Raw genomic sequence first — 22,582 nt, forward strand, 5'->3', positions numbered from 1 at the left:
AACGAAGGCCCTCATCACGATCAAGGACTATCGCTACCAGATATCAAATCAAATGCCTTTATACTTAAAACGTGGCCATTTAACATCTATCCGTTAGTAGGCACCCACATGATCCTATTTACTTCGATTTAGCATCAGGCTGATGCGGCAGGCTACACGCACTCTCCACCACGATGGAGGCGGCTCCAATCAGTGCTTATGCAATCAGCCAGATTTTGAATCTTGAATGCCTTGGAAGCAGAGGTACGTGCAAGAGTCGATTAACGAAATGATCAATCTTCTCGTTCGAGATGCGAAACTCGGCTATCACAGGTATGACGCTCTGGAAATTTACAAGCTGCAATTCGCCACCAAGGTGGCAAGGCTTTTACTTCTTCGGGCTGGGCTGTTCACGCCGACGATGAATTGACCTACGTGCCGAGACAAGACTGCCCCACCTCCAAACCTTCAAAAGTCCAGCACAGACAAGGATTCGCGAGGAGTCAGACTGGGTCAGTGAAATCTCAGCAACTGGGGAAATTCGGCGTAGGCGCCAACAGATCATTAAACTGAAGAGCAAGCACTGAATCAAGAAATAGGCATCTCTGTAACTATTTTCACGCGTCCTAACGGAAACATGCTTGCTCGACATTAGTGTGATGCTGAAATACGCATCGATACGTCAGCCTCTTTTCCATTTCTTCAGCCACTGGGTAGCGAGGTAAGTAGATTTTTAACTTCTGCCAACGTTGGTGCATAGGCTCCGGTATGTCGACACGATATGGAGGCGCAAGCAGTTGAAAAACGCAGACGCTCCTTCAGATCGGTGATTCCCAGCAAATCTGCAGCCAACCAACCCGCCATGCTCGCATCGCCCGCCCCCACAGTATCGGCAACGTCCCCAAGAATCGCGGGCTGTTCGTATTGACGGTCCGACGTATGAAGAATCATTCCGTCTGCACCTCGGGTGAACAGGATCTGCGCCCTAGAGTTGAGCGCACGTAACTCATCCATGGCCTGATGTTCGGTCAATCCGGGATAGAGGTGACGAAGGTCTTCATCGGACAGCTTGATCATGTCAGCCAGGGCGGTCATCGTTGGGAAAGTGCTCTCCCGGTAATATCTGTCCATCAAATTGCGCCAGTTCGGATCAAAGCTAATTCGTTTGCCAGCGCGCTTCACCTGTTCGGCGAGGCTGACCAAACGATCTCCCAATGGCTGTCGAGCCAGACTGATGCAGCTAAAATGACAAACTTCGGTATGGTCAAGCCAACCTTGCGGCAGCAGGCCCGTATCGAAAAACAGATCGGCATCCCCGGCAAAAAAGTACCTAGGCGGGCGGCTTGACGGAATGATGGCGACCAAGGGCTCTCGGTCCACTCGTTGTATAAATCGCATATCTAACCCTGCCACCTCTGACTGTAGGGCTATCTCGTCGCCCAACGAGTCCGTACTGACGGCCCCTGCAAAGGAGCTGCTGACACTCAGGCGACTGAGCGCTCGTGCAACGTTCCAAGGCGCACCGCCCGCAAAACCCTGCCACTGTCCGGGTACGCCCTGGACAATGTCAGTCAGGGCTTCACCAAATACGATTGCCCGAGGCAATACCATCGTCCTTTCCTTTCTGATTAAAGAGATTTCTCGGCCGACTGGCCTTACACAATGGGTTCTGGAGAACCGCAGGGAATGGTGAGAACTTTTTCCAACGTCTGTGTCACTCCCACATCCCGCAAGCTGTTGTAGCACCATTCAAACGCCGCCACGAACTCGGGAGAGTTAGGAATCTGCACACCAAAAATCTCCTCAACTGTCAGCAATCGCTGAGTGATTAATGCATCATCGGCCACCAATACCTGACAAAACGCCGCCCGCGGATCCGCAATCAAGTAGATATTGCCATTCTCCTCCACCCCTTTCAAATACATAGCCCAGGCCGCCACCACCAGCGCCGCGCGCCGGGTATCCCGGCCCTCGGCAATCAAGCGGTTGATGGTCGGCACGGTGAACTTTGGAAGCTTCGACGAGCCATCCGAACACACCCGCTCCAGCTGATCGGCAATCGCCCGATTGGAGAAGCGTGAGACCAGGGTGTTCTGGTATTCGGTCAGGTCGATTCCCGGCACCGGCGCCAACTGCGGGGTCACATCCAGCTCCATGTAAGCGCGTATGTAGCGTACGAATAGCGAGTCATTCATGGTCTCATGGACGAACCGGTAACCCTTCAGGAACCCCAGATACGTCAGGGCCAGATGGCTGCCGTTGAGCAGCTTGATCTTCATCTCTTCGTAAGGCGTGACATCGTCGGTAAATTGCACACCGACCTTTTCCCAGGCCGGGCGCCCGTTGACGAACTTGTCTTCCAGCACCCATTGCGCAAAGGGTTCACAAACCACCGGCCAGGTGTCGTCAACACCGTGCTGGTCGGCCAGTTGCAGGCGATGTTCAACGCTGGTCATCGGCGTGATGCGGTCGACCATGGCGTTGGGGAAGCTGACGTTAGCCGCGATCCAGCCCGTTAGATCGGCATCGAGCAAAGCGGCAAAGGCCAGCAAAGCCTTGCGGGTCACGGCGCCGTTGTGCGGCAGGTTATCGCAGGACATCAAGGTGAAGGCTGGCGTGCCGGCGGCACGGCGTTTGGCCAGAGCAGCGCAGAGAAAGCCGAACACCGTTTTCGGGGCCGCCGGGCTGCTCAGGTCGTGCTGAATCTGCGGCAGATCGGCCATGAATTCGCCGTTGCTGTCGTCGATGCAATAACCGCCTTCGGTAATGGTCAGCGACACGATGCGGATTTGCGGGTCGGCGAGTTTTTCGATCAGTGCCTGAGCATTGTCCTCAGCCAACAGCATGTCGCGAATCGAGCCGATTACCCGCACTTCGGTGGCGTCGTTGTCTCCCAGTTCGAACAGGGTGAACAGACAGTCCTGGCCGTGCAGGTGGTCGTGGGCACGACGGTCTTCGCCGCGCAGGCCGACGCCGCAGATTGCCCATTCGAGGCCTTCGCCCAGGTTCATCAGCGCATCGGTATAATACGCCTGGTGGGCGCGATGGAAGCCGCCGACGCCGATATGGGCGATGCCCTGACGGGTGTCGCTCAGGTTGTAGGCGGGCAGAATCACCTCTGGGGCGAAACGGTTGAGGTTTTTTTTAGTGAGTTTCATACAAGATCCCTGAAATCAGGCGGCAGCGCGCAGTGGTCGGGTAACAGCCACGCCGTTGCCATCGAACAAATGGCAGTGGTCGGCATTCAAATGCAGGCTCAATGTTTCGCCGTAGCGGCTGGCTAGGTCGCCAAGCACGCGCATGGTCAAGGCCTCGCCGGACGCCGTGCGCATGTGGCAGAACGTGTCGCTGCCCAGATGTTCACCGACGTCGGCAGTGACCTGCAAGGTGCAGTCACCAGGCATGGCCAGTTCTAAATGCTCCGGGCGAATACCTTGAGTCACCGCGCCACTGACACTCAGGCTGGCGCAGCTCACTCGCAATGTGATGCGGGTGCCGGCATCCAGCAAAACTTCACAGCCCTGGCGCTCGACAAGGCTGACGCTGCTCTTGAGAAATCCCTTTTTCGGCGTGCCGAGAAAACCGGCGACGACCAGGTTGGCCGGCTGGTGGTAACGGTCCAGACGCAAGCTGACCTGCTCGATCCTGCCACCATTGAACACCACTACCTTATCGGCCATGGTCATCGCTTCGACCTGATCGTGGGTCACGTAGATCATGGTCGCTTGCAAATCCTTGTGCAGGCGTAGCAGTTCAAGGTGCATCTGCACCCGCAGCGCGGCGTCGAGACTGGACAGTGGTTCATCGAACAGGAAAATTTTCGGGTTGCGCACGATGGCCCGGCCAATCGCAACGCGTTGCCGCTCGCCACCGGACAGTTGCTTCGGCTTAAGCTCAAGCATCGGCCCGAGTTCGAGAATACGTGCCGCTTCACTGACTTTTTTTAACACTTCGGCTTTTGGCACCCCGGCTAGGTCGAGGGCAAAGGACATGTTCTTGCGCACGCTCATGTGCGGATACAGGCCGTAGGCCTGGAACACCATCGCTAGGTCGCGCTTGGCCGGGCTGACTTCGGTGATGTCGCGGCCAAGCGCGATGGTGCCGCCGCAGACTTCCTCAAGGCCGGCAATCAGCCGCAACAGGGTGGACTTGCCGCAGCCCGCGGGGGCGACGAAGACCACAAACTCCTTGTCGGTCACTTCCAGGCCGATGCCCTTGATGATGGAAAAGCCTTCGAAACGTTTTTGCAGATTCTTGATTTTCAGTTTGGCCATGGTGGGCCTCCATTTGAACTTATTTGGTGCGCCGTGCAGGATTTTTGTGGGGGCGAGCCTGCTCGCGACTATCCTTCAGACAACGGGTTATCATTGACATCTATTGCGAGCAAGCCCATTCCCACAAGGGGATTTATGAACAGCGGGCTTATTTCACTGCGCCGAAGGACAAACCGCGCATTAGCTGTTTCTGGCTGATCCAGCCAAAATTCAGGATCGGCGCGCAAGCCAGGGACGACACGGCGGACAACTTGGCCCAGAACAAGTCTTCGGGGCTGGAGTTGGAGGCGATCAGCGCAGTTAACGGCGCAACGGCCAACGAAGTCAGGCTCAGGACTAAAATGCCTCGTTCCAGCACAGGATCAGCGACAGCAACACGGTGGAGGCCAGGCCGCCCTTGGCAATCGGCAGCAGAACGCGGACCATCTCCTGCCAGAGTGTGCGCAATCCAGGGGGCAGCTTCGAGGATGTCCTTGAAGTAGGTGTAAACCATCCACACCACAATCGGCAGGTTGATCGGGTCGTAGGGGGTCAGCGAAAAGTACAGGGTCATGCCCAGCGGCACGATCATCCACAACAGCAACAAGGCCACCGAGGGACTGACCAGAAACCGGCCAAGTTTGGCCACGCGACTTGATATCCGGGTGAGCTTTGGCATTTGAAATATTCATGGCGTAAGAACCGAGTCGTGTAGACCAGTGAAGTTCCAATGTGGGAGCGGGACTGCGTGGTTATTTCGGGTACCCGGCGCGCTTCATCTCCCGTTCGGTGGCCTGCTGGGCAGCGGCCAGGGCCTGGTCGATCAGCGCCGAGAACAACAATTTGCCGACCTAGATGCCAATGCCCAGGAACTCCGGGATGATCACTAACTGAATGCCGATGTACTGCACCGGTTTGGCGCTCGGCTTGCTCGGGGCCGCGGCTATGAGCAACTCCAGCGTGACTCTGACAAATGGCGCGGCGTTCAAGCACGCCTCGCTGTAGGCCGAGGCTCGGCTACCGGGCGGCTCGTTGGCGACGCCATCTTTTCCGCGACCAACGCCCCGAACTCCTTGAACGTAGCCCAGGCACTGAAGGTTTTTGCCGCCTCCTTGGCCTTGTAGCTGGTAGGGATCGCCAATGCCCAGAAGTACAACCAGGCCGAGCCTTTGTCGGTAACCTCGTGGGGCGCATGGCTCAAGCCGACGTGGTCGCTGACCTTGCTTTGGATCTTGTCGGTGACGAACGAGCCGGCGACACTGGCATCGACCCAGATTACGCATTTTTCGCTGTTGAACAGCGCAAGGTTTTCGTTGAGATCGTTGCTTGACGCCACCTGTGTGCCGGATTTTTTCATGGTGTTGACGTTGTTTTCGTATCTTTCGACGGTTGGCAGAATATGCGCTAATTACAGACTTCAATTGCGGGCAAAACAAATCATCCTTCGCATTTAGATTGATATTATTTTGCACTTAATTTTACAGCGAACGACACAGGGAAGGGCTGTACAGCGATGACAGACGATCGAATTCGTATAGGTTATCGGGTTGAAATACAGCACTCGTGGGAGCGAACTCAACTTTGGTTTTGCTCGGTCAACCGCTGCACCACCAACCGCCGGTAATGCGAAGGCGTCATGCCCTTCTGCTGCTGAAAGCGCCGGTTGAAATTGGAGATATTGTTGAAGCCTGATTCGAAGCACACGTCAGTTACCGATTTAACGCCATCGGCCAGTAGCTCGCAAGACTTGCTGATTCGCAGGCGATTGACAAACTCGATGAAACAGCGCCCGGTGGCCTGCCTGAACACCCGGCTGAAGTAGGTCGGTTTCATGCCCAGGTGCTCAGCCACTTCCTCCAGCGGCAGATCCCGGGCGTAATGGGCAAAGATGTAATCCACCGCTCGATTGGTACGATCGATGTGGTGCTCGTCGGCCAATTGCAGCGTCGTCGCACCTGATAAAAGTTGATAATCTTCGCAGGCGGCGAGCAACTCCAGGAGTATGAAAAAGTGTCCGAGGCGGGTCATACCTCGGGTGCTGGCAATGCATTGCATCAGGTCCATCGCCATGCCAATCGTGTGCTTGCAACGAAACTCGATGCCGTACTGCGCACGCTTCAACAGCGGCACCAGGATCTTGAGCTCGGCAAACACCTGATGGCCTTTGTCGAACAGTTCATCGGAAAAGTTGACCAACATGTCGCGCTTGGGCACCACTTCACCTTCGACAATCTGGCTGATCCAGTTGTGAGGTAGGTTGGGGCCAGTCAGGAACAGGGTTTGCGGATAGAAATTGCCGATGTAATCGCCGATGAACACCTTGCCGGAGCTCGCGACTATCAGGTGCAGTTCGTACTCCTTGTGGAAATGCCAACGCACCAGCGGGCAGGGAAATCCGTGCTGGCGATAGATGATGGACAACCCGTTGTGGTCGTCCATCAGCTCGAAGGAAGGGTCAGTAATTTTCGCTGAGCGGTTCACATTAGACTGCTTTTTGTTTTATTGCATCTTACAAGGTCTATTTTCGCGACAGTTATAGCCACACCATTCGTCCAATCGCGCATATGCCACAGAGTAACAACGCTTAGCCTAACGGGCTAACAAGCATGATAAACTATAGGAGAGCCTCTAGGGATAGCCTGAAACAGCCAAGCATTTCTAGCTTTCTTCAGATACCGTCAGCTTTGAACACAACGATGGATCAAAGACGATCAGATCACCGGTTAATTTCTGGATTTTTTAGCCACCGCAAGCGCCTCGTAGACACACCTCACCAACACCCGCCAGTAAATATCTACGCTTTATGAACGGCGGCACCAACAGTGCCGCAGCTTTGCCCATACCACGAAAAAGCTCCTCGCATGACTGAATTTGCACCTAATTGCCCAGAACGGAGCTCAACCTTCGCTCTGACGGCACTAGCTTTGCTTCTTTAATTTAGCATTTGGTTTCGTACGGAATCAGCGTTTGCCCAGCTTTCCCGTACACGCCACGCCGGGCGTCAATCTACCACATGGCGACCTTAACGCTCAGAGCGCGTTCTACTCCGGTTCCAGCAACCGACGGAAGTTGAAAATAATAATTTCATACGCGCCTCCTTCAACGCCAGAACGCTGTAGCCGACCAGTTTTGCATCAAATGAATACGCAGCATCATCATCAGGGGATAGGTCGGACGCTAACCACTCCCCTTCGGATGATGCGGCTCGATCAGGGCAAATAAATCCTTACACAGGACGATCCTATCCATCTCGGCGGGAATAATACTTTGCGGCCTGCTTGCGCACTCCAAAGTACTCGGCAGGGGCAAAGGCAATTTGCTTCATCGGAGAGGTAGCGGGTGAAGCCCCGCCATTTTGCCAAGCTCAAGAAATCTTCATCAGAGTTCCCCTAGGAACCTGCCGTCCAATACTTGGGCACGTCATCGCATTTTTCAACCGACGATCAACGGGACATACTATTTCCTCGCGGCGTCTAATCTTCTTTGCAAAAAACTCTGATTGCGCGCATTAGCTCCAGCAAAAGCCGCGCTTGGGCGCGGAAATCCGCACGCTAGCTAGCTGTCAGTATTCGACCAGTATAGCTCGCGACAAACGCATGACGCAGAAGAGATCGCAGATCATCCTCCACTACATTGAACCATCGCACTATACCTTAGCCCCCGAGCAACGCCAGCAGATCAGCAACAAGCTGATCATGCGTCCGCAACCATTTCCTTGCACGGGATGACGAAGGAGCAGGGCCTGTATAAGGGCATGCAATTATGGAGCGGCTCCAATTCCACAACTACAAAATAGTATCAGTTTTCGTGCTCATACTTAGTAGCAGTTATCTTTTACACGATGAGATCCTTGCAGTATTACCTGCCGATTTCGCTACAGCCTCTTCGGCGTTGTTTAACTTACAAATACAATAAAGGAAAGCGTTATGGCCACTCGCCAAGCGTCCCGAGGGCTGCTGTTCGGCATGCCTATATGTCTTATCTGGGGTTACGTCGCCATTGCCCTATTTATGTCTGGGGATGGCATTGAACTCGCCTTCCTGTCTCGTTACATTGTCGATCTCGGCTTCTCTCCCACCCGAGCATCCTTTCTTTTTACTGTTTATGGTCTGCTCGCCGCTTTGTCCAGCTGGAGTTCCGGCGTGCTGGCCGAAACCTTCGGTCCGCGTCGAATCATGTTGATCGGCGTCGTGGCCTGGCTGATCTTCCATGCGCTATTTCTGACGCTCGGCCTGAGCGCACAGAACTACCCATTAATGGTGCTTTTTTATGGAATTCGTGGGCTTGCTTACCCCTTGTTCATCTACGCATTCCTGGTCTGGATTGCTCAAGTGACGCCCGGGGCCCGCCTTGCTTCAGCGATGGGTTGGTATTGGACCATGTATTCCATCGGTATCGGTTTTCTCGGAATGTATCTGCCGAGCCTGAGCATTTCGCGGATTGGCTTTATCGGTACACTTTGGATGGCAACATTGTGGGTCGCGCTGGCTGCGGTATTGATTGTGTTCGTAGTTGAGGATCAAGGCAAGGCACGGGAAGGCACGCCGGCAAGCTTCGCCGACCGTTTGCGCGACCTGAGCCGAGGGGTGACCATCCTCTTCGATCAACGCAGCATTTTGATTGCAGCCATTGTACGGGTCATCTGCAACCTGACCTTGTTTGGATTCCCTGTGATTATGCCGCTTTACCTCACTTCGGAAGCCGTAGGCTTCACCATGGAGCAATGGTTGTATCTGTGGGGGCTGATGTTCGTTGTCACCATTTTCACTAACGTGATGTGGGGATGGATCGGGGACCGAATCGGCTGGCTATGGCAGATGCGTTGGTTCGGCTGTGTTGGCTGCGCGCTGGCGACCCTGGCTTTCTATTACTTGCCTCTGATGTATGGCGCTCACTTCGGACTGGCCAGTACCGCCGCAATTGCACTGGGTATTTGCGTCTCAGCGTTCGTTCCCATTGGACCTGTATTTCTTGCCATTGCCCCGGAGCAGCAAGGGGCGGCTATGTCCGCCCACAACCTCGCCGCTGGAATGTCGAACTTTATGGGGCCGGCCATTGCAACGCTAACGATTTCCTGGCTTGGAGTCCAAGGGGTGGTGTGGGTCTATGCTTTGCTGTATCTGGTGGGCGCGGTATTGACATGTTGTATTCGAATCGACCAGCCAAAGCTTCAGACGGACGAGGAGCCAGACCGTCATTTTTCAACTCACGCCACTGCCAACGAAGTTATTTTAACGAGGAAATAGTGCCAAGCAGTTATAATCTTCAATAAACAGAGCTAAAAAGAAGAGAAGAGTTATATTGACCTAGCTGCAATTATGAAGACACTAGTAAATACTATATCTATGCGACGTAATGGCAAAAACTTATGCACCCAACAATCACGCCTTACGCGATTAAACCGGTTGCCATTTGTGCGGCAACAACTAATCGATCTCACACGCCAACTGAGAGGCAGGCGTGTGAGCCATAAGCATATGGATGATACTCACTCACGAAGGACTTCAATCAACTTGCCGCAAAACGTCGCAAAGTCGAAAGTTCGTCTGAATGCATCAGTATTTTCGAAAAACAGGTTTGATAGCATCTCGACGAGCGTGCTCGCTGGCTTTTCTGTTTTGAGCGCGCAGCTCGCCCGCCCCATCAGCTGTTTTCGAGCCATCCATGGTTTTGCTGGGCGTACAGTGTGCTCAACTGAGCCGTATTCTTCGTCAGGTAAGAAAGCTTCGGACAAGTTGATCAAGAACATTGGTCGTCCGTTCCACCCAATCCAACGAGCCATCGCAGCGACGCCCGGGCCGACGGTTTTATGTCGCCATCGCCAACAAATGTAGTCACTAAGGTGCGTTTCGTGTTCAGCTGGATATTCAACATTACTTCGTCAAGGATGAGCGAGCATTTCTGCCCACCTGTAGCTCCTACGGTGAGGTAAACAACCAAGGGGGCACTCTATTGACTGATCACGCACTCATAAATATCCATTGCTGATGGTGATTTACAGCAGCCTACTTCAAAAGGCCTCCGTCACCACCGCATCACGTCAAAGGTCGCGTCGCGAAGTCGAAAAAACCACTGATTTTAGGTGTCAATCTGCGGTCGGGTGTGAAGAGTAAATGCAAGGGCCGACTCGGCGGCGGGTAGTCGGGCGGCAACGCGCTCAGTTCACTTTGCTGCTATGATTTGCGCATAAGCTCCACGGGTTGAAGCATTCTACCCAATCCGGCCAGCGCATAGAAGTGGCTCGCCGCGATAAACCGGCTGCCCACCGGAACAGTAACCTTCCCTTCAGCTGCGTTAAACATCCAATGGGTACGCAGCTCAATATATGAAAACCCCGGGCACTCATGGGACTGAGGGTCCCACGGTATTTCAATCGCAGGCTTGCCTTTCGAGTAAGACGGCACGCCACACAGAATGAACCTTTAGGGCGTCGACGGCCTACGACCAGGCCGCTGTCCGAGAGCCACCCATCGGCCGCCCCCCCCTCCTTTGATCTATTGCCATGCCGACTGGACAGAACAATAGCGACTGGAAGCAGGGGTTTTCACCACCTCGCCTGAACGCATGATCGCGCCCGCGTCAACATGGCGCCTACCAGCAGATGATTTCGGAAAGCCGGAGCGGGATTGAGCGGGCCACGGCCCAAGGATCACCCTACTTTCACACGTCGTAAGCCTGAGGCAGGCTTTGTGAACGTCGACATGGCGCTTGCGGAGCCATGCTTTTTGATCATACCACGAACGATTGGCGAGACGTCATTCAATTCAAAATTGATGTTTCAACGGCGATTTTCACAGGGAAGTACAGCGATTGGCTGGGCAGTCTGCAATGGATGAGCCATGCCATCAATGACGCGGCGCTGAATGTTTACAGCAAAGCCGAACCAGGCAACCTTCAAGAATCCGGAGAAATTCCCGCCGATCTGTTGGCGCTTCTGGACACTCCCTGAGTCAAGCCCGAGCCCTCTCCTAAAAGCAGCGCGGTCGCAAGAAAAGTCCGCGACAACACCTTGTACGCCAAGAGTGCGACGCTCTATTGCCCAGCTGAATGCTCCTTTTTATCAACCGGGATTTTTTTGAGCCACTGTAGTGGCCAATCCATCCCGGACACAGTTTTGAGTTTTTCTTCAGCTTTCGCCGGAGCCAGTCCATCGTTGAAATGATGAAGTCGGATCCAGTTTTAGTGGCTCATCAGGTATTGGCCAATGTCTCGTTGAGCTTGCTGCCCGGTCAGGTAGCCCGTGGTCGGTATCCACACTGATTTCAAGCTGCGAAATACGCGCTCCATCGGTGCATTTTCCCAGCAGTTGCGTCGGCGGCTCATGCCCTGGCGAATGCGGTAGCGCCACAGTCTCTGGCGGAACTGGCGGCTGCCATATTGCGATCCCTGATCGGAGTGGGACATTAGCCCTTGAGGCTTTCCACGTTGTTCGTAAGCGACATCCAGCGCTTTGACCACCTGGCCTCCATCCGGCTTTTCTGATAAGGCCCAGTCAACCACTCTGCGTGCATAGAGATCCAAGACAACTGCCAGATAGTGCCATTTGCCCTGTGCCCAGACGTAAGTGATGTCTCCACACCAGACCTGATTTGGCGCTTCGACATCAATCGCTCGGTTCAAGGTATTCGGAATATCTGGCCGCTCCGCTGTGGCCATTTTGTACGCATGTGATCCTGGCTGCTTGCTGATCAACGCCAGCACACGCATCAGGCTGCGTACCTTGAACCGCCCGATTTGCTTACCCTCTTCTTGCATCATTGCCATGATGGTACGGCTGCCGGACGCACTTCGACTTCTCGTGAACAACTCATTCACTCGACTGGGCAACCGCAGTCGCTCAACGTCCGGAGTTCGCCTTAATTAACGGGCTCATGATCGTTGAGCTGGCGGATCAGCGCGTACGCTCGAGATCTTCCGACATCAAGAGCGCGGTAGCCTTTTTTAGTATCGATTTCTCGCGTTCAAGGCGCGTGATTCGGGCTTCCAACTCTTAAATTTTTTGCTGCTCTGGCGTCAACGCTTTGCTGGCCGGCGTAACGCCGCCGCGCTCCTGCTGAAGCTAATTACCCCATCGGCGCAGTGCCGACTCGACCAAACCGAGCGAACGGGCCGCTTCGGCATGGCTGTAACCTTGATCGAGCACCAAGCAGGCAGCTTCGCGCTTGAACTCAGGGGTAAAGGTACGGTGCTGCTTGGTCATCGGAAACCTCTCTGTGGCGAGCATTCTTGCCTAAATGGGTGTCCGGGGTTAGTAGACCGCTACAAATATCGTTATCTGAGTTCCGAGCCCCCCCTTTAAGACCGCTCCTCCCATCGCGGGCATTTCTTTGTCTGAAATTCGCCAAAGGCGCTTGTGGCCAGGTGATCTAAGCTTCATCAATGAATAGGTCAGGCTCCCCTGAATACTCACCGCACGGCATCCCTTTGTAATGGTCAAGCCGAACTCTAGACTGGCGGTCCTAGCTTGTTGGGTGTCACTAGATAATAATCGCTATACTTAACAATGCCTTAACATTGGATGGCTGTAATGCAATCTCCTTTGGAAGCATCCCTTTTGCCCGTTCCCGCGGGCTTTTTTTTGAGCTCTATTAGTAAATGCACGAGCAAACCGTCTTGCAGGATTAAGCCGGAAGCCACCTTTGCGGCGGCAGCGCTGCAATCTCACCTGTCCGCTGCGTAGGCGGGCGTGTCGGTACATCCTTCAGGTAGGCATCGGGATCATGCCCACGGCTCCGGACCGATTGAATCAAACTTATGATCGCATCGCCGCGCTTGCCGCTGCGTAGCGACCCTGCAAAGAGCCAGGCCTTACGCCCCGGCGCCCAAGGCAGTACCTGGTTCTTACACCAATTATTATCAATGGGCACGGCCCGGTCATCGCGGTAGCGCCATAGCGCCATCCAGCGTTTCAAGCTGTTATCCAAGGCTTTGCCATTGGTCGAACCGTTGTGCACGGTATCGCGCAGGGCAACCATCAAGGCACACAACACACCCATCACCGGAACTGCCTTTTCTTGCAGTATTCGGCGGCATATGTCCGACTCCAGACCCTTGATTTCCTCCTCGCTCTATTACAGCGGCTGCATGTAACGCAACTTGCAGCGACTCCAGTTCCGCCTCAATGGCAGCGAAATCGGTATCGATCAGATCGTCTGAGTCAACCAACCTGTTCCGGGCTCATTTGCTCCTTACGTTTGGCGAACTTGGAGTGCTTGAGCTGGGCGATCTCGTGGCTGAATTTTTCGATCACCGTTTTGTCGTGATCGCTCTTCTTGTCCATGACCTGGGAGGTCTTGCCCATCGTTTCGAACTGCTCGTCGAGCCCCGAGACGCGTTGCAGCAAATGCTCCGCAAATGCACGCAATTGTTCGGGGTTCAGTTGGTAGAGGTAGGGGACCAAAGTTATGCAGCCGATCTTGCCAGATCAGCGTAAACACAACGATAGGCTGATCAGACAATTACGCAACCGGATAGGGCATGGTTCAGCTTAGAGGATGGAAATTGCGTTTCCGAGGCCAACTCTCTGCCTTGGCAGACCCAGTATCAAAGCGTGCAGCTGTCAGGTGCTCAGCTCCATTTGTGAACCGTGAGGCATACTAGACCAAGCGAGTTTGCCCAGGTGGAGCCGCCGTGCCGCCAACCCGATGCCCAATCCGTTGCGCACCAGGTCTTTCATGCGGTTAGCGCGGCAATTGGCGAACAGATAAGCATAGTGCAGCTGCGCCGCACCGAACACTGAAATCACTCGGGCACTGACGGCGCCGGTGCCTGCATGCATGTCCATCGGCTCGGTGGTGAGCCAGGTGATACCGATGCGAATCATCGCAACAGCTCTCGAAGAAAGTTCGTGCAGGTGGCAGCTTTTTCCACTGGCCAATTCATCTTTATGGGAGTGGGCGGTGCAGGATTGGAAAACTGATACCGGACGGCTGAGCACGCGTTCCAGCATCAAGCACCTGAGGATGCAGCGGGATGAACGTAGGCTGAAGAGCCAAGGCTTTTTGATTCTACAACCGAATCCATTTGTGGACGACGTTGGCATTGAGGCTGTAGCTCAAGACGATGTTTGCGGTGGAGGCCTGGGTTCGGAGCACTTCCAATGACCTGGGCTTTGAAAGATTTGCTGTAGGTACGGCGTTGAGGGCGCATAAAAAATTCGCTTGATGGATCAAATATAATGTCCACTTAAGTGGACACCAAGGCTTTCGGCGGTTGTGTCAGGAAGATGTTTTGGTCGGACGGATACCTCTATTTACCGTTCTCATCCCAATAGATCGTGGGGCTCCGCTTTGACTGCGCTAGTCATGTCCAGGCAGTGACAGCGGGCCGATAAGACAGTACTCGATGCAGGATAAACCTTCTCCATTCATTCCCAGTAACATATCCCGCAAGCCCCATATCGTCCGCTACACCATGTCTTTGCTTTTTGCGGCTGGGTAGAGGACTTGGTCGGACGGCTACGTATTTCCTGCTGAAACAGAATCATAGTTTCGCGAGGGTTTACTCGATCTCGTGCCCCCCATAAAATGACCGATCCGTGATATCCGCCCATTGCTGCGGGGCCGCTCATTCTGCGCGCTATCATCGCGCTCCGAGTACCAGTTGCCGACTCTGTCTCGCACCCTGATGGACCCTCAGAGAAAGTGTCCATCGACGCCCTCCAGAGCAGTGTGAGTACGATCGACGATGGACTCGACATGGCGTATGGCAGCCAGCAAGCGCTATCGAGCCGCATCGACGCTGTGTAAAGCAGGACAACGCAGGCCCAAGAAGCTGCAACTTACGTCATTCGTTCATTCGAAACTGCTGGCGATCTCTTGGTAGTGGAAGCCAACCTTGAGTCGCTTGACGGCAAACTGCAGAAAATGAGCATACCTCAGGCTCAAGCGATCCCAACCGCCCTCAAAGCCCCTCCCTATAAATCGAAACTCGCACCGATAGAAGCCCCGCCCATCCTGCAAGACCCTCAGCCTTTCAGCTGGTCGGTCTCGAACACCGAGGCGCAGGGCCCTTCCTGTCTATTACCCCCACCGGAAGCACGCGATTGATTAATATCTACCTGACTCGGCCAGGCGAGGTGATCAGTGACAGCACCTGACGCCTCAAGGTAGTAGATGAGCGAAGAGAAAACCTTCGACCCCGGCGGGACAACCAGAACCCAGTGCATCCGGCCATGAGTACAGCGTCATGAAGCTACCGATCGTTCGAACCATCATTTACGTCAAGCATTCACTGCAGTGGGCATTGGGCCCACACGATACGTATCGCACCATGGGTGGCGACCGCTAGTGTTCAACAGTTCACTACCAAAAGCACGCTGTCCCCGGACAACCTTCATGATCAATCAGCGCCGGAGTGGGGCATGGCTGAGGCATCAATTTAATAGAGTGCCGATGTCCGGAATGTGGGGTCAAGTCCACTTCGATGATCCGATAGAACCCCGGCATCGCCTCCAATCGGTCAAATTCCACTGTACGAATTTCCGTAAGAATAAAACGGGCCGGCGGGGTTTATCCAGTGGCGGTTTTTTCCTAAAGTGCGCCACAGCACACGCAGAGTCGCCCACGGGAGCTCGTACCAGAGTGGCCACGAATGGACTGTAGGGCATTAGCTTAAGTGCCGGCAGGCAAAACGCAGATAGCTAATCGCGGGATTTTTTAAAGCCAAAGTGGCGCCGATTGGTCAGCGAGTTTTGTCAGAAATTTGCTATAGGTATAACCGAACAGACGCCTACTATTGCCCACCTCGCCGCCTGGCGAGGCGCCATTATCCAGGAGACCCTAACCCTCTTACCTTACCTGTACACCTGAATAAACCGAACTTCGCTGCGAACTGAATTCAATTTAGCGCCTCACTGTGCGCGTCATTTGAGAAGACCGATGAATACAATTCCTAAGTTGGCTGCTGTGCTTATTTGCACATTCCCTATCTTCGCCCACGCTTCCGATGGCGCCGAAGCCTTGGAACGCTTTCACGAAAGAACCCGGGCGATGTTCGCCAGGCAACTTGAAGACACCCAGCAACAACCCGCTCAACAACAGGATGTTAGTAAACAGGAAGTCAGCAAACAGGAAGTCAGCAAACAGGAAGTCAGCAAACAGGAAACGGAAAAGAAACAGGCCCCCGGCATAAATCCATTCAACGACAGACTTCCCAGCCACTAACACTATTATTCCATACACTATGAGTTAGGATGATCCTGTGCGCGTCAATTCAGCCAGCATTCCCGTAATCATCACCACCGCGCTGTTGCTCAGTGCTTGCAACCAAAAACCCAACCCGCCCACCACCAACAGTGCCCCAGTCGTCGAGGCCAAACACGTCCGCCTGCAGAAGGTCATGACCTGGGACAGCTTCAATGGTCGGGTTAGCGCCGTGGAAACCGTGGCCATCCTGCCACGGGTGGATGGTTATATAACTCAAGTGGGCTACCGCGAGGGTAGCGAGGTGAAAAAGGGCGACCTGCTATTCGTGATCGACCAGCGTCCCTACCGCTCCGCGCTGGACAGCGCCCGAGCCCAACTAGAACGGGCCCGCGCCGCGCTGGCCTTCGCCGACCAGCAAGACGGACGGGCCCAACAACTGCTCAAGAGCAATGCGGTATCCCGAGAAGAAGCTGAGCAGAAGCATACCGCCCACGAGCTAGGTCTGGCGGAGGTGCACGCCGCCGAGGCGGCGGTGGCCAATGCCACGCTGAACCTGCAGTTCACCGAGGTGCGCGCTCCCATCGATGGCCGCACCAGCCGAGCCCAGTTGACCCTTGGCAACTTGGCCGTAGCAAATCAGTCGGTACTGACATCATTGGTGTCGCAAAATCCGGTACATGTCGATTTCGACCCTGACGAACACAGTTACCTCAACTATCAGCAGGCGCTGAAAAACTCTGGAAAGGCCTCAGTGAGGATTGGCCTGGCCAACAGCGAAGACTTCCCGTACCAAGGTGAGCTGAGCTTTATCGACAACCAGGTCAATGCGAGCACTGGTACGGTACATGCCCGCGCGACAGTAAACAATGCCGATCGCCTACTAATTCCGGGCCTGTACGCCAGGGTGCAACTGTCCGTTGGTGAGCCTGCAGTGGCCATGCTAATCCCCGACCGTGCGATCCTGACCGACCAGGACAAGCATTATGTTTACGTCTTAGGCAAGGACAACACGGCGGAAAAACGTTATGTCAAAACCGGAAATCTGATCGACCGGCAACGCGTCATCACAGCTGACCTAGAACCCGACGACAGCGTAATCGTCTCCGGCCTGCAGAACATCCATGCCAGCGGCACGACCGTCATACCCCATGTCATGCCAGCAGACAAAAGCGAACTCAACATTCCCAGCTTCGCGCCAAGCGCTAAGTAACAGTCAAGGGTTCCAGCCATGGACTTTTCCAAGTTTTTCATCGACAGGCCGATCTTCGCGATAGTCCTGTCGATCATCATTTTTGCCGCGGGCTTGGTGGCAATTCCGCTGTTGCCAGTGGGTGAATACCCCGAAGTGGTGCCCGCCACCGTGGTAGTGAAGGCCACCTACCCTGGTGCCAATCCCAAGGAAATTGCCGACTCGGTCGCCGTGCCCCTCGAAGAGGCGATCACCGGCGTAGAAGACATGATCTACATGAAGTCCGTCTCCAGCTCCAACGGCACCCTGCAGGTGGTCGCCACCTTCAATGCCAAGGTCGATCCGGATACCGCCGCGGTGCGGGTGCAGAACCGCGTCAGCCAGGCACTGTCGCGCCTGCCCGAGTCAGTGCGCCAGTATGGTGTCACTACCCAAAAACAGTCGCCGACGCCACTGATGTACATCGACTTGTTCTCGAACAGCGACAAGTATGATGAATTATACCTACGCAACTACCTGCGCCTAAATGTCAGGGACGAACTGTCGCGCATCCCCGGCATCGGCGATGTGATGCTCTTTGGTGGCGGCGACTATGCAATGCGCATCTGGCTGGATCCGAACAAACTGGCCGCGCGCGACCTCACTGCGCAGGACGCAATTAACGCGGTCCGCCAGCAGAATGTGCAGGTTTCTGCCGGTCAGCTGGGCGCTGAACCATCGCCGCAGGATAACGAATTCCTGATTTCCATCAACGTCCAGGGACGCCTCAAGACCGAGAAGGAATTCGGCGACGTCATAATCAAGACCGGCAGCGACGGCCAGGTTACCCGGCTCTCGGATGTGGCACGAGTGCAGCTGGATTCGGGCGATTACACGATGCGCGTGTTCCGCGGCAAGGAACAGGAAGTAGCGGTAGGCATCTTCCTCACCCCAGGTGCCAATGCCCTCGAAGTGGCCAGTGCGGTGTACACCAAACTCGATAGCCTGTCCAAGGACTTTCCCGAAGGTGTGCAGTACAAGAGCGTCTGGGACCCCACGGTGTTTGTGCGCGAGTCGATCAACTCCGTGCAGCATACCCTGCTCGAAGCAATGATGCTGATCGTGCTGGTGGTGGTACTGTTCCTGCAGACCTGGCGGGCATCGATAATCCCACTAATTGCGGTACCGGTGTCGATCGTAGGTACATTCGCGTTCCTTTATCTGCTGGGATATTCGATCAACACGCTGACGCTGTTCGGGTTGGTGCTGGCGGTCGGCATCGTAGTTGACGATGCCATCGTGGTAGTAGAGAACGTCGAACGTAACATTGAATTGGGCTTCAAGCCACTAAAGGCGGCCCACCAGGCTATGCGCGAAGTTTCGGGACCGATCCTAGCCATCGGGCTGGTGTTGTGTGCGGTGTTCGTTCCGATGGCGTTCATGAGCGGCGTCACCGGTCAGTTTTACAAGCAGTTCGCCGTGACCATCGCAATTTCGACGGTGATCTCTACGATCAATTCGTTGACCTTGTCGCCGGCACTCGCAGCCAAGCTGCTACGTGGCCATGACGTACCACCGGACCGCCTGACGCGCTGGATGAACGTTGCCCTGGGCTGGCTGCTGCACCCGTTCAACCGTTTCTTCAACCGCAGTTCGCACCGCTATGAGGGCTGCATTGCTCGAATCCTGCCACGGCGCGGACTGGTGTTCGCGATCTATGCTGTATTGCTGCTCGCAACCGGTGCGCTGTTCAACGCAATCCCCAGCGGCTTCATCCCGAACCAGGACAAGCTTTACCTATTCGCTGGCGCCACGCTCCCTCCAGGGGCTTCGCTGGCCCGCTCTGAAGCGGTCGCCCGTGAAATGGCGGAAATAGCCTCGACCGTCGACGGGGTAGACTTTACCAAATCCAGCGTTGGCATGAATGCGATACAAAGCACCACAACGCCCAACCTAGTGTCTTCCTATATATTGCTCAAGCCGTTCTCGGAGCGTAAGCGTACTGCGGAGGACATCAATGCCGAACTCAACCGAAAGTTCGCTCAGATCAAGGACGGCAGTGCCTATGCACTGTTGCCGCCACCGATCGAGGGCCTCGGCAACGGCTCGGGCTATTCGTTGTTTCTGATAGACCGCGGCGGACTTGGTTATGCGGCCCTACAGAAAGCACTGGAGGCATTCCAAGCAGAGGTGAGCAGGACGCCGGGAATGACCTTTCCAGTAAGTTCCTATCAGTCGAACATTCCGCAACTTGAAGTAAAGCTGGACCGCACCAAGGCGCAGGCTCAGGGGGTGGAGTTGACCGCAATCTTCGAGACCCTGCAAACCTATCTGGGCTCGGTCTACGTCAACGACTTCAACATACTCGGTCGCGTGTATCGGGTAGTGGCACAGGCTGACAGCCGCTTCCGCCAGACCCCAGCCGACATCGGTAACTTGCGGGTGCGCAATGTGCACGGGGAGATGGTACCGATCAGCGCCGTTGTCGATATCGTACCAACATTTGGCCCCGATCCAGTGATGCGTTACAACGGCTTTCCCGCAGCGGACCTGATCGGTGACGCCGACCCCCACGTATTATCCTCCGGTGAAGTCATCGAGAAGCTGCAGGAGATCGCCGCGCTTACGCTGCCCAAAGGCATTGAACTGGAGTGGACCGACCTGAGCTACCAGCAGGTGAACCAGCGCAACACAGCAGTGATCGTTTTCCCAATTGCGGTGCTGCTGGCCTTCTTGGTATTGGCCGCTCTCTATGAGAGCTGGACGTTACCGCTCGCGGTGATCCTGATCGTACCGGTCTGTATGTTCGCGGCTCTCAGCGGCGTCTGGCTGGTGGGCGGTGACAACAACGTCTTCGTACAGGTGGGTCTGTTGGTGCTAATGGGCTTAGCCTGCAAGAACGCCATCCTGATCGTCGAGTTCGCCCGCGAACTGGAGATGCAGGGTCAGAACACCGTTGCCGCAGCGCTGCAGGCCTGTAACCTGCGCCTGCGACCGATCGTAATGACCTCGGTGGCCTTCATCGCCGGCGCCGTCCCCCTGCTGGTCAGCAGCGGTGCCGGCAGCGAGGTACGCCATGTCACCGGTGTCACGGTGTTCTGCGGCATGCTCGGGGTGACACTATTCGGCCTGTTCCTGACGCCGGTATTCTACGTGGTGCTGCGCAAGCTTGGCGCCACCCTGCCCGACCATCCTTCCAACCTGACGCCATATCCCGAGGAGGAACCGAGCCATGGCTAAGAAGCATAGCGTCCTGCCGCTGCTGCTGGTCCTGCTGCAGAGCTGCACGGTGGGACCCAACTTTCACCGGCCCAAGCTTCCGGAGCTACCCAATGCCTTTGCCCACGAGGACAATTCGACTAAAGTGCAGGCACCGACCACCGCAGCCGACGATGCATTCTGGCAGCGCTTTGCCGACCCGCAGCTCTCGGGGTTGGTAAAGGCCGCACTAGCGGCCAACCCCGACCTGCGCACGGCCCTGGCCCACTACGATGCGGCCAATGCGTTGCTGCGCGAGGTCCGATTCGACGAGATTCCCACGGTCACCATGTCGGCCCAGGCCGGTCATCAGCGAGTCAGCAAAGACGAGGCCAATGACGCGGCCCGCAGCCATGATCTCTATGGCAACAAAAGTTCGCTAACCTGGGAACTGGACCTGCTAGGGCGGGTACGCCGCTCGGTGGAATCACAACGCTCCGAGGTCGCGGCCCGGGCCAACGAACTGCAAGCCATGCAGGTCACTGTGGTCAGCGACGTGGCCAACAGCTATATCGACCTACGGGCCGCGCAGAAAATGCTCAGACTCTCTAGGGCCAATGCCGACAGCCAGCGGCAGACGCTGGCTATCGTGCAGGGCCGGCTGGATGCCGGGCGCAGCTCGACCTACGACCTGTCCCGGACCCAGGCACAACTGGAGACCACGCTGTCGCGCATCCCGCAGTTGCAGGCGCGGATTGCGGTGGATCGCCACCGCCTGGCGGTACTTGCCGGGCTGACACCGACAGCGCCGGATGCGCAGTTGCAGCAAGACAGCGACATGCCAGCGATCCCGGAGGATATCGAGCCCGGCACCCCTGCTGAGATCATCCGGCGCCGACCGGATGTCGCCGCCGCCGAGCACCGGTTGCACGCCGCCACCGCGCGGGTCGGCGTGGCCACCGCCGACCTTTTCCCCCGCGTCAGCCTTGGGGCGGCCCTAGGCACTTACGCGTTCCACGGTGGTGGCCTATATGCCGCTGGCAGCGAGTCGAACCTAGCGTTGCTGGGCATCGACTGGTCGTTCCTCGATGTCGGCCGGGTCAGGAGCCGTATCGCCGCCGCCGATGCAGAGGCCGCCGCCCAACTGGCCAGCTACCAGAAGACCGTGCTGGGGGCGCTGGAGGATGTCGACAATGCCCAGGCGCGGTTTGCCAGAAACAAGGAGGAAAATGCCCGGCGCCTAAGCGCGGCGAACGATTGGAAAACCGCCGCGACTCTCTCCAACGCCCGCTACCAAGCCGGTGCCATCGAGTTGTTCGAGTTGCTGGATGTACAGCGTTCGATGTACGACGCCCAGCTCTCGCAAGCCGATAGCCAGGCTCGCAGCACTTCCAGCGCCGTGGACCTGTTCGTCGCCCTAGCCGGCGGCTGGCCGCAGTACCTGCCAAGCCAGCACTGACCCACCGGCTCTGCGTGCGATACCCAACTACCGAACGCAGCAGTTGCCGTTATAGCCCACTGGCCACTTTCCTCGAACCAGGATCGTGGCCTTATGAGCACCCTGCCAGCCCCCTTGGGCCCCCTTCAGCACTAAGCAAATACAGGCCGGATTCCTGTTCGCCGCGCCCCACCCATCGTGTAGGTGTCACAGGAACTGGTACTGCGGCGCGCGACATCCAAGCAGCCGCATTGCTGCTCAAGGGCCAGAACACGCCCACTAAAAGCCTCTGGCCGAGAAAACCGGATACGCTGCAAGGCTAACGCTAGACCCACCTGTCCGATCTTCAGTTGCATCGTTTTCCCGAAGCTCGCAACTCATCCTGCTCAAGGCTGATCAG

At 55.8% G+C, this 22,582-nt stretch carries 14 protein-coding genes and 7 pseudogenes; 8 read left to right on the forward strand and 13 right to left on the reverse strand.

All coding sequences use genetic code 11. The features are described 5' to 3' along the window. Positions 1-247 precede the first annotated feature (247 nt). The gene (locus tag ATI14_RS27965) at positions 248-409 is read left to right on the forward strand and encodes a hypothetical protein (protein ID WP_231124392.1); all 162 of its coding nucleotides are present in this window, start codon (positions 248-250) and stop codon (positions 407-409) included. Between the two features lie 272 nt (positions 410-681). On the opposite strand, the gene ATI14_RS27970 is transcribed toward ATI14_RS27965, so the two are convergent. From ATI14_RS27970 to ATI14_RS31770, 8 genes and pseudogenes are all read right to left on the reverse strand, one after another. Further along, positions 682-1,590 (reverse strand): carbohydrate kinase family protein, encoded by a 909-nt coding sequence (locus tag ATI14_RS27970; protein WP_016968899.1) that lies wholly within the window; start codon positions 1,588-1,590, stop codon positions 682-684. 44 nt (positions 1,591-1,634) lie between these two features. Further along, positions 1,635-3,137, reverse strand: coding sequence for a mannitol dehydrogenase family protein (locus ATI14_RS27975; protein ID WP_016968898.1), 1,503 nt, complete (start codon positions 3,135-3,137; stop codon positions 1,635-1,637). Between the two features lie 15 nt (positions 3,138-3,152). Further along, a complete protein-coding gene (locus ATI14_RS27980; RefSeq protein WP_016968897.1) occupies positions 3,153-4,253 on the reverse strand; it encodes an ABC transporter ATP-binding protein in 1,101 nt (366 codons plus the stop codon). 148 nt (positions 4,254-4,401) lie between these two features. Continuing rightward, positions 4,402-4,779: pseudogene (locus ATI14_RS27985) on the reverse strand (ABC transporter permease family protein); the annotation flags it as partial. Further along, positions 4,774-4,911 (reverse strand): annotated as a pseudogene (locus ATI14_RS31535) (sugar ABC transporter permease); the annotation flags it as partial. The pseudogenes ATI14_RS31535 and ATI14_RS27985, both read right to left, overlap by 6 nt. A 73-nt stretch (positions 4,912-4,984) precedes the next feature. Beyond that, positions 4,985-5,598 (reverse strand): annotated as a pseudogene (locus tag ATI14_RS27990) (extracellular solute-binding protein); the annotation flags it as partial. Positions 5,599-5,807: 209 nt separating this feature from the next. Next, positions 5,808-6,713, reverse strand: coding sequence for an AraC family transcriptional regulator (locus tag ATI14_RS27995; RefSeq protein ID WP_016968896.1), 906 nt, complete (start codon positions 6,711-6,713; stop codon positions 5,808-5,810). 580 nt (positions 6,714-7,293) lie between these two features. Next, positions 7,294-7,557 (reverse strand): annotated as a pseudogene (locus tag ATI14_RS31770) (transposase); the annotation flags it as partial. Between the two features lie 205 nt (positions 7,558-7,762). Here ATI14_RS31770 and ATI14_RS31775 point away from each other — a divergent pair. Then, positions 7,763-8,004: pseudogene (locus ATI14_RS31775) on the forward strand (glucose-6-phosphate dehydrogenase); the annotation flags it as partial. A 154-nt stretch (positions 8,005-8,158) separates the two neighbouring features. After that, entirely contained in the window at positions 8,159-9,478 is a 1,320-nt protein-coding gene (locus tag ATI14_RS28005; protein WP_080519970.1) for an MFS transporter, read from the forward strand. 242 nt (positions 9,479-9,720) lie between these two features. On the opposite strand, the gene ATI14_RS28010 is transcribed toward ATI14_RS28005, so the two are convergent. After that, entirely contained in the window at positions 9,721-9,981 is a 261-nt protein-coding gene (locus ATI14_RS28010; RefSeq protein WP_016968914.1) for a hypothetical protein, read from the reverse strand. 969 nt (positions 9,982-10,950) lie between these two features. Between ATI14_RS28010 and ATI14_RS28015 the strand changes: the two genes are divergently transcribed. Further along, positions 10,951-11,181, forward strand: a complete 231-nt coding sequence (locus ATI14_RS28015) for a hypothetical protein (protein ID WP_016968915.1) — start codon at positions 10,951-10,953, stop codon at positions 11,179-11,181. Between the two features lie 146 nt (positions 11,182-11,327). On the opposite strand, the pseudogene ATI14_RS28020 reads toward ATI14_RS28015, so the two are convergent. The 4 genes and pseudogenes from ATI14_RS28020 to tnpB form a co-directional block, all read right to left on the reverse strand. Continuing rightward, a pseudogene (locus ATI14_RS28020) lies at positions 11,328-12,432 on the reverse strand (IS3 family transposase); the annotation flags it as partial. Positions 12,433-12,853: 421 nt separating this feature from the next. Beyond that, positions 12,854-13,297: pseudogene (locus ATI14_RS31780) on the reverse strand (IS66 family transposase); the annotation flags it as partial. Positions 13,298-13,389: 92 nt separating this feature from the next. Then, complete coding sequence (locus tag ATI14_RS31785) at positions 13,390-13,632, reverse strand: hypothetical protein (protein ID WP_016968919.1); 243 nt, start codon at positions 13,630-13,632, stop codon at positions 13,390-13,392. 159 nt (positions 13,633-13,791) lie between these two features. Continuing rightward, positions 13,792-14,181, reverse strand: a complete 390-nt coding sequence (gene tnpB / locus ATI14_RS31305; RefSeq protein WP_231124391.1) for an IS66 family insertion sequence element accessory protein TnpB — start codon at positions 14,179-14,181, stop codon at positions 13,792-13,794. A 1,930-nt stretch (positions 14,182-16,111) separates the two neighbouring features. On the opposite strand from tnpB, the gene ATI14_RS28040 reads away from it, so the two are divergent. The 4 genes from ATI14_RS28040 to ATI14_RS28055 are packed head-to-tail and all read left to right on the forward strand — an operon-like array spanning position 16,112 to position 22,203. After that, positions 16,112-16,396 (forward strand): hypothetical protein, encoded by a 285-nt coding sequence (locus tag ATI14_RS28040; protein WP_100831524.1) that lies wholly within the window; start codon positions 16,112-16,114, stop codon positions 16,394-16,396. A gap of 37 nt (positions 16,397-16,433) precedes the next feature. Then, positions 16,434-17,588, forward strand: a complete 1,155-nt coding sequence (locus tag ATI14_RS28045) for an efflux RND transporter periplasmic adaptor subunit (protein ID WP_016968923.1) — start codon at positions 16,434-16,436, stop codon at positions 17,586-17,588. 18 nt (positions 17,589-17,606) lie between these two features. Next, positions 17,607-20,786: an efflux RND transporter permease subunit gene (locus tag ATI14_RS28050; protein WP_016978935.1), complete on the forward strand. Its 3,180-nt coding sequence runs from the start codon at positions 17,607-17,609 to the stop codon at positions 20,784-20,786. Next, positions 20,779-22,203, forward strand: coding sequence for an efflux transporter outer membrane subunit (locus ATI14_RS28055; RefSeq protein WP_016970291.1), 1,425 nt, complete (start codon positions 20,779-20,781; stop codon positions 22,201-22,203). Before ATI14_RS28050 ends, ATI14_RS28055 begins: the two co-directional genes overlap by 8 nt. Positions 22,204-22,582: the final 379 nt, after the last annotated feature.

It is taken from the genome of Pseudomonas tolaasii NCPPB 2192 (assembly GCF_002813445.1).
Classification (GTDB): Bacteria; Pseudomonadota; Gammaproteobacteria; order Pseudomonadales; family Pseudomonadaceae; genus Aquipseudomonas; species Aquipseudomonas tolaasii.

What these genes read in the sequence shown, in the direction of transcription:
- ATI14_RS27970 (WP_016968899.1), bottom strand. Translation starts at nt 1,590, where the DNA reads ATGGTATTGCCTCGGGCAATCGTATTTGGTGAAGCCCTGACTGACATT.
- ATI14_RS27975 (WP_016968898.1), bottom strand. Translation starts at nt 3,137, where the DNA reads ATGAAACTCACTAAAAAAAACCTCAACCGTTTCGCCCCAGAGGTGATT.
- ATI14_RS27980 (WP_016968897.1), bottom strand. Translation starts at nt 4,253, where the DNA reads ATGGCCAAACTGAAAATCAAGAATCTGCAAAAACGTTTCGAAGGCTTT.
- ATI14_RS28005 (WP_080519970.1), top strand. Translation starts at nt 8,159, where the DNA reads ATGGCCACTCGCCAAGCGTCCCGAGGGCTGCTGTTCGGCATGCCTATA.
- ATI14_RS28010 (WP_016968914.1), bottom strand. Translation starts at nt 9,981, where the DNA reads ATGTTCTTGATCAACTTGTCCGAAGCTTTCTTACCTGACGAAGAATAC.
- ATI14_RS28015 (WP_016968915.1), top strand. Translation starts at nt 10,951, where the DNA reads ATGCTTTTTGATCATACCACGAACGATTGGCGAGACGTCATTCAATTC.
- tnpB (WP_231124391.1), bottom strand. Translation starts at nt 14,181, where the DNA reads ATGCTGGAACGCGTGCTCAGCCGTCCGGTATCAGTTTTCCAATCCTGC.
- ATI14_RS28040 (WP_100831524.1), top strand. Translation starts at nt 16,112, where the DNA reads ATGAATACAATTCCTAAGTTGGCTGCTGTGCTTATTTGCACATTCCCT.
- ATI14_RS28050 (WP_016978935.1), top strand. Translation starts at nt 17,607, where the DNA reads ATGGACTTTTCCAAGTTTTTCATCGACAGGCCGATCTTCGCGATAGTC.
- ATI14_RS28055 (WP_016970291.1), top strand. Translation starts at nt 20,779, where the DNA reads ATGGCTAAGAAGCATAGCGTCCTGCCGCTGCTGCTGGTCCTGCTGCAG.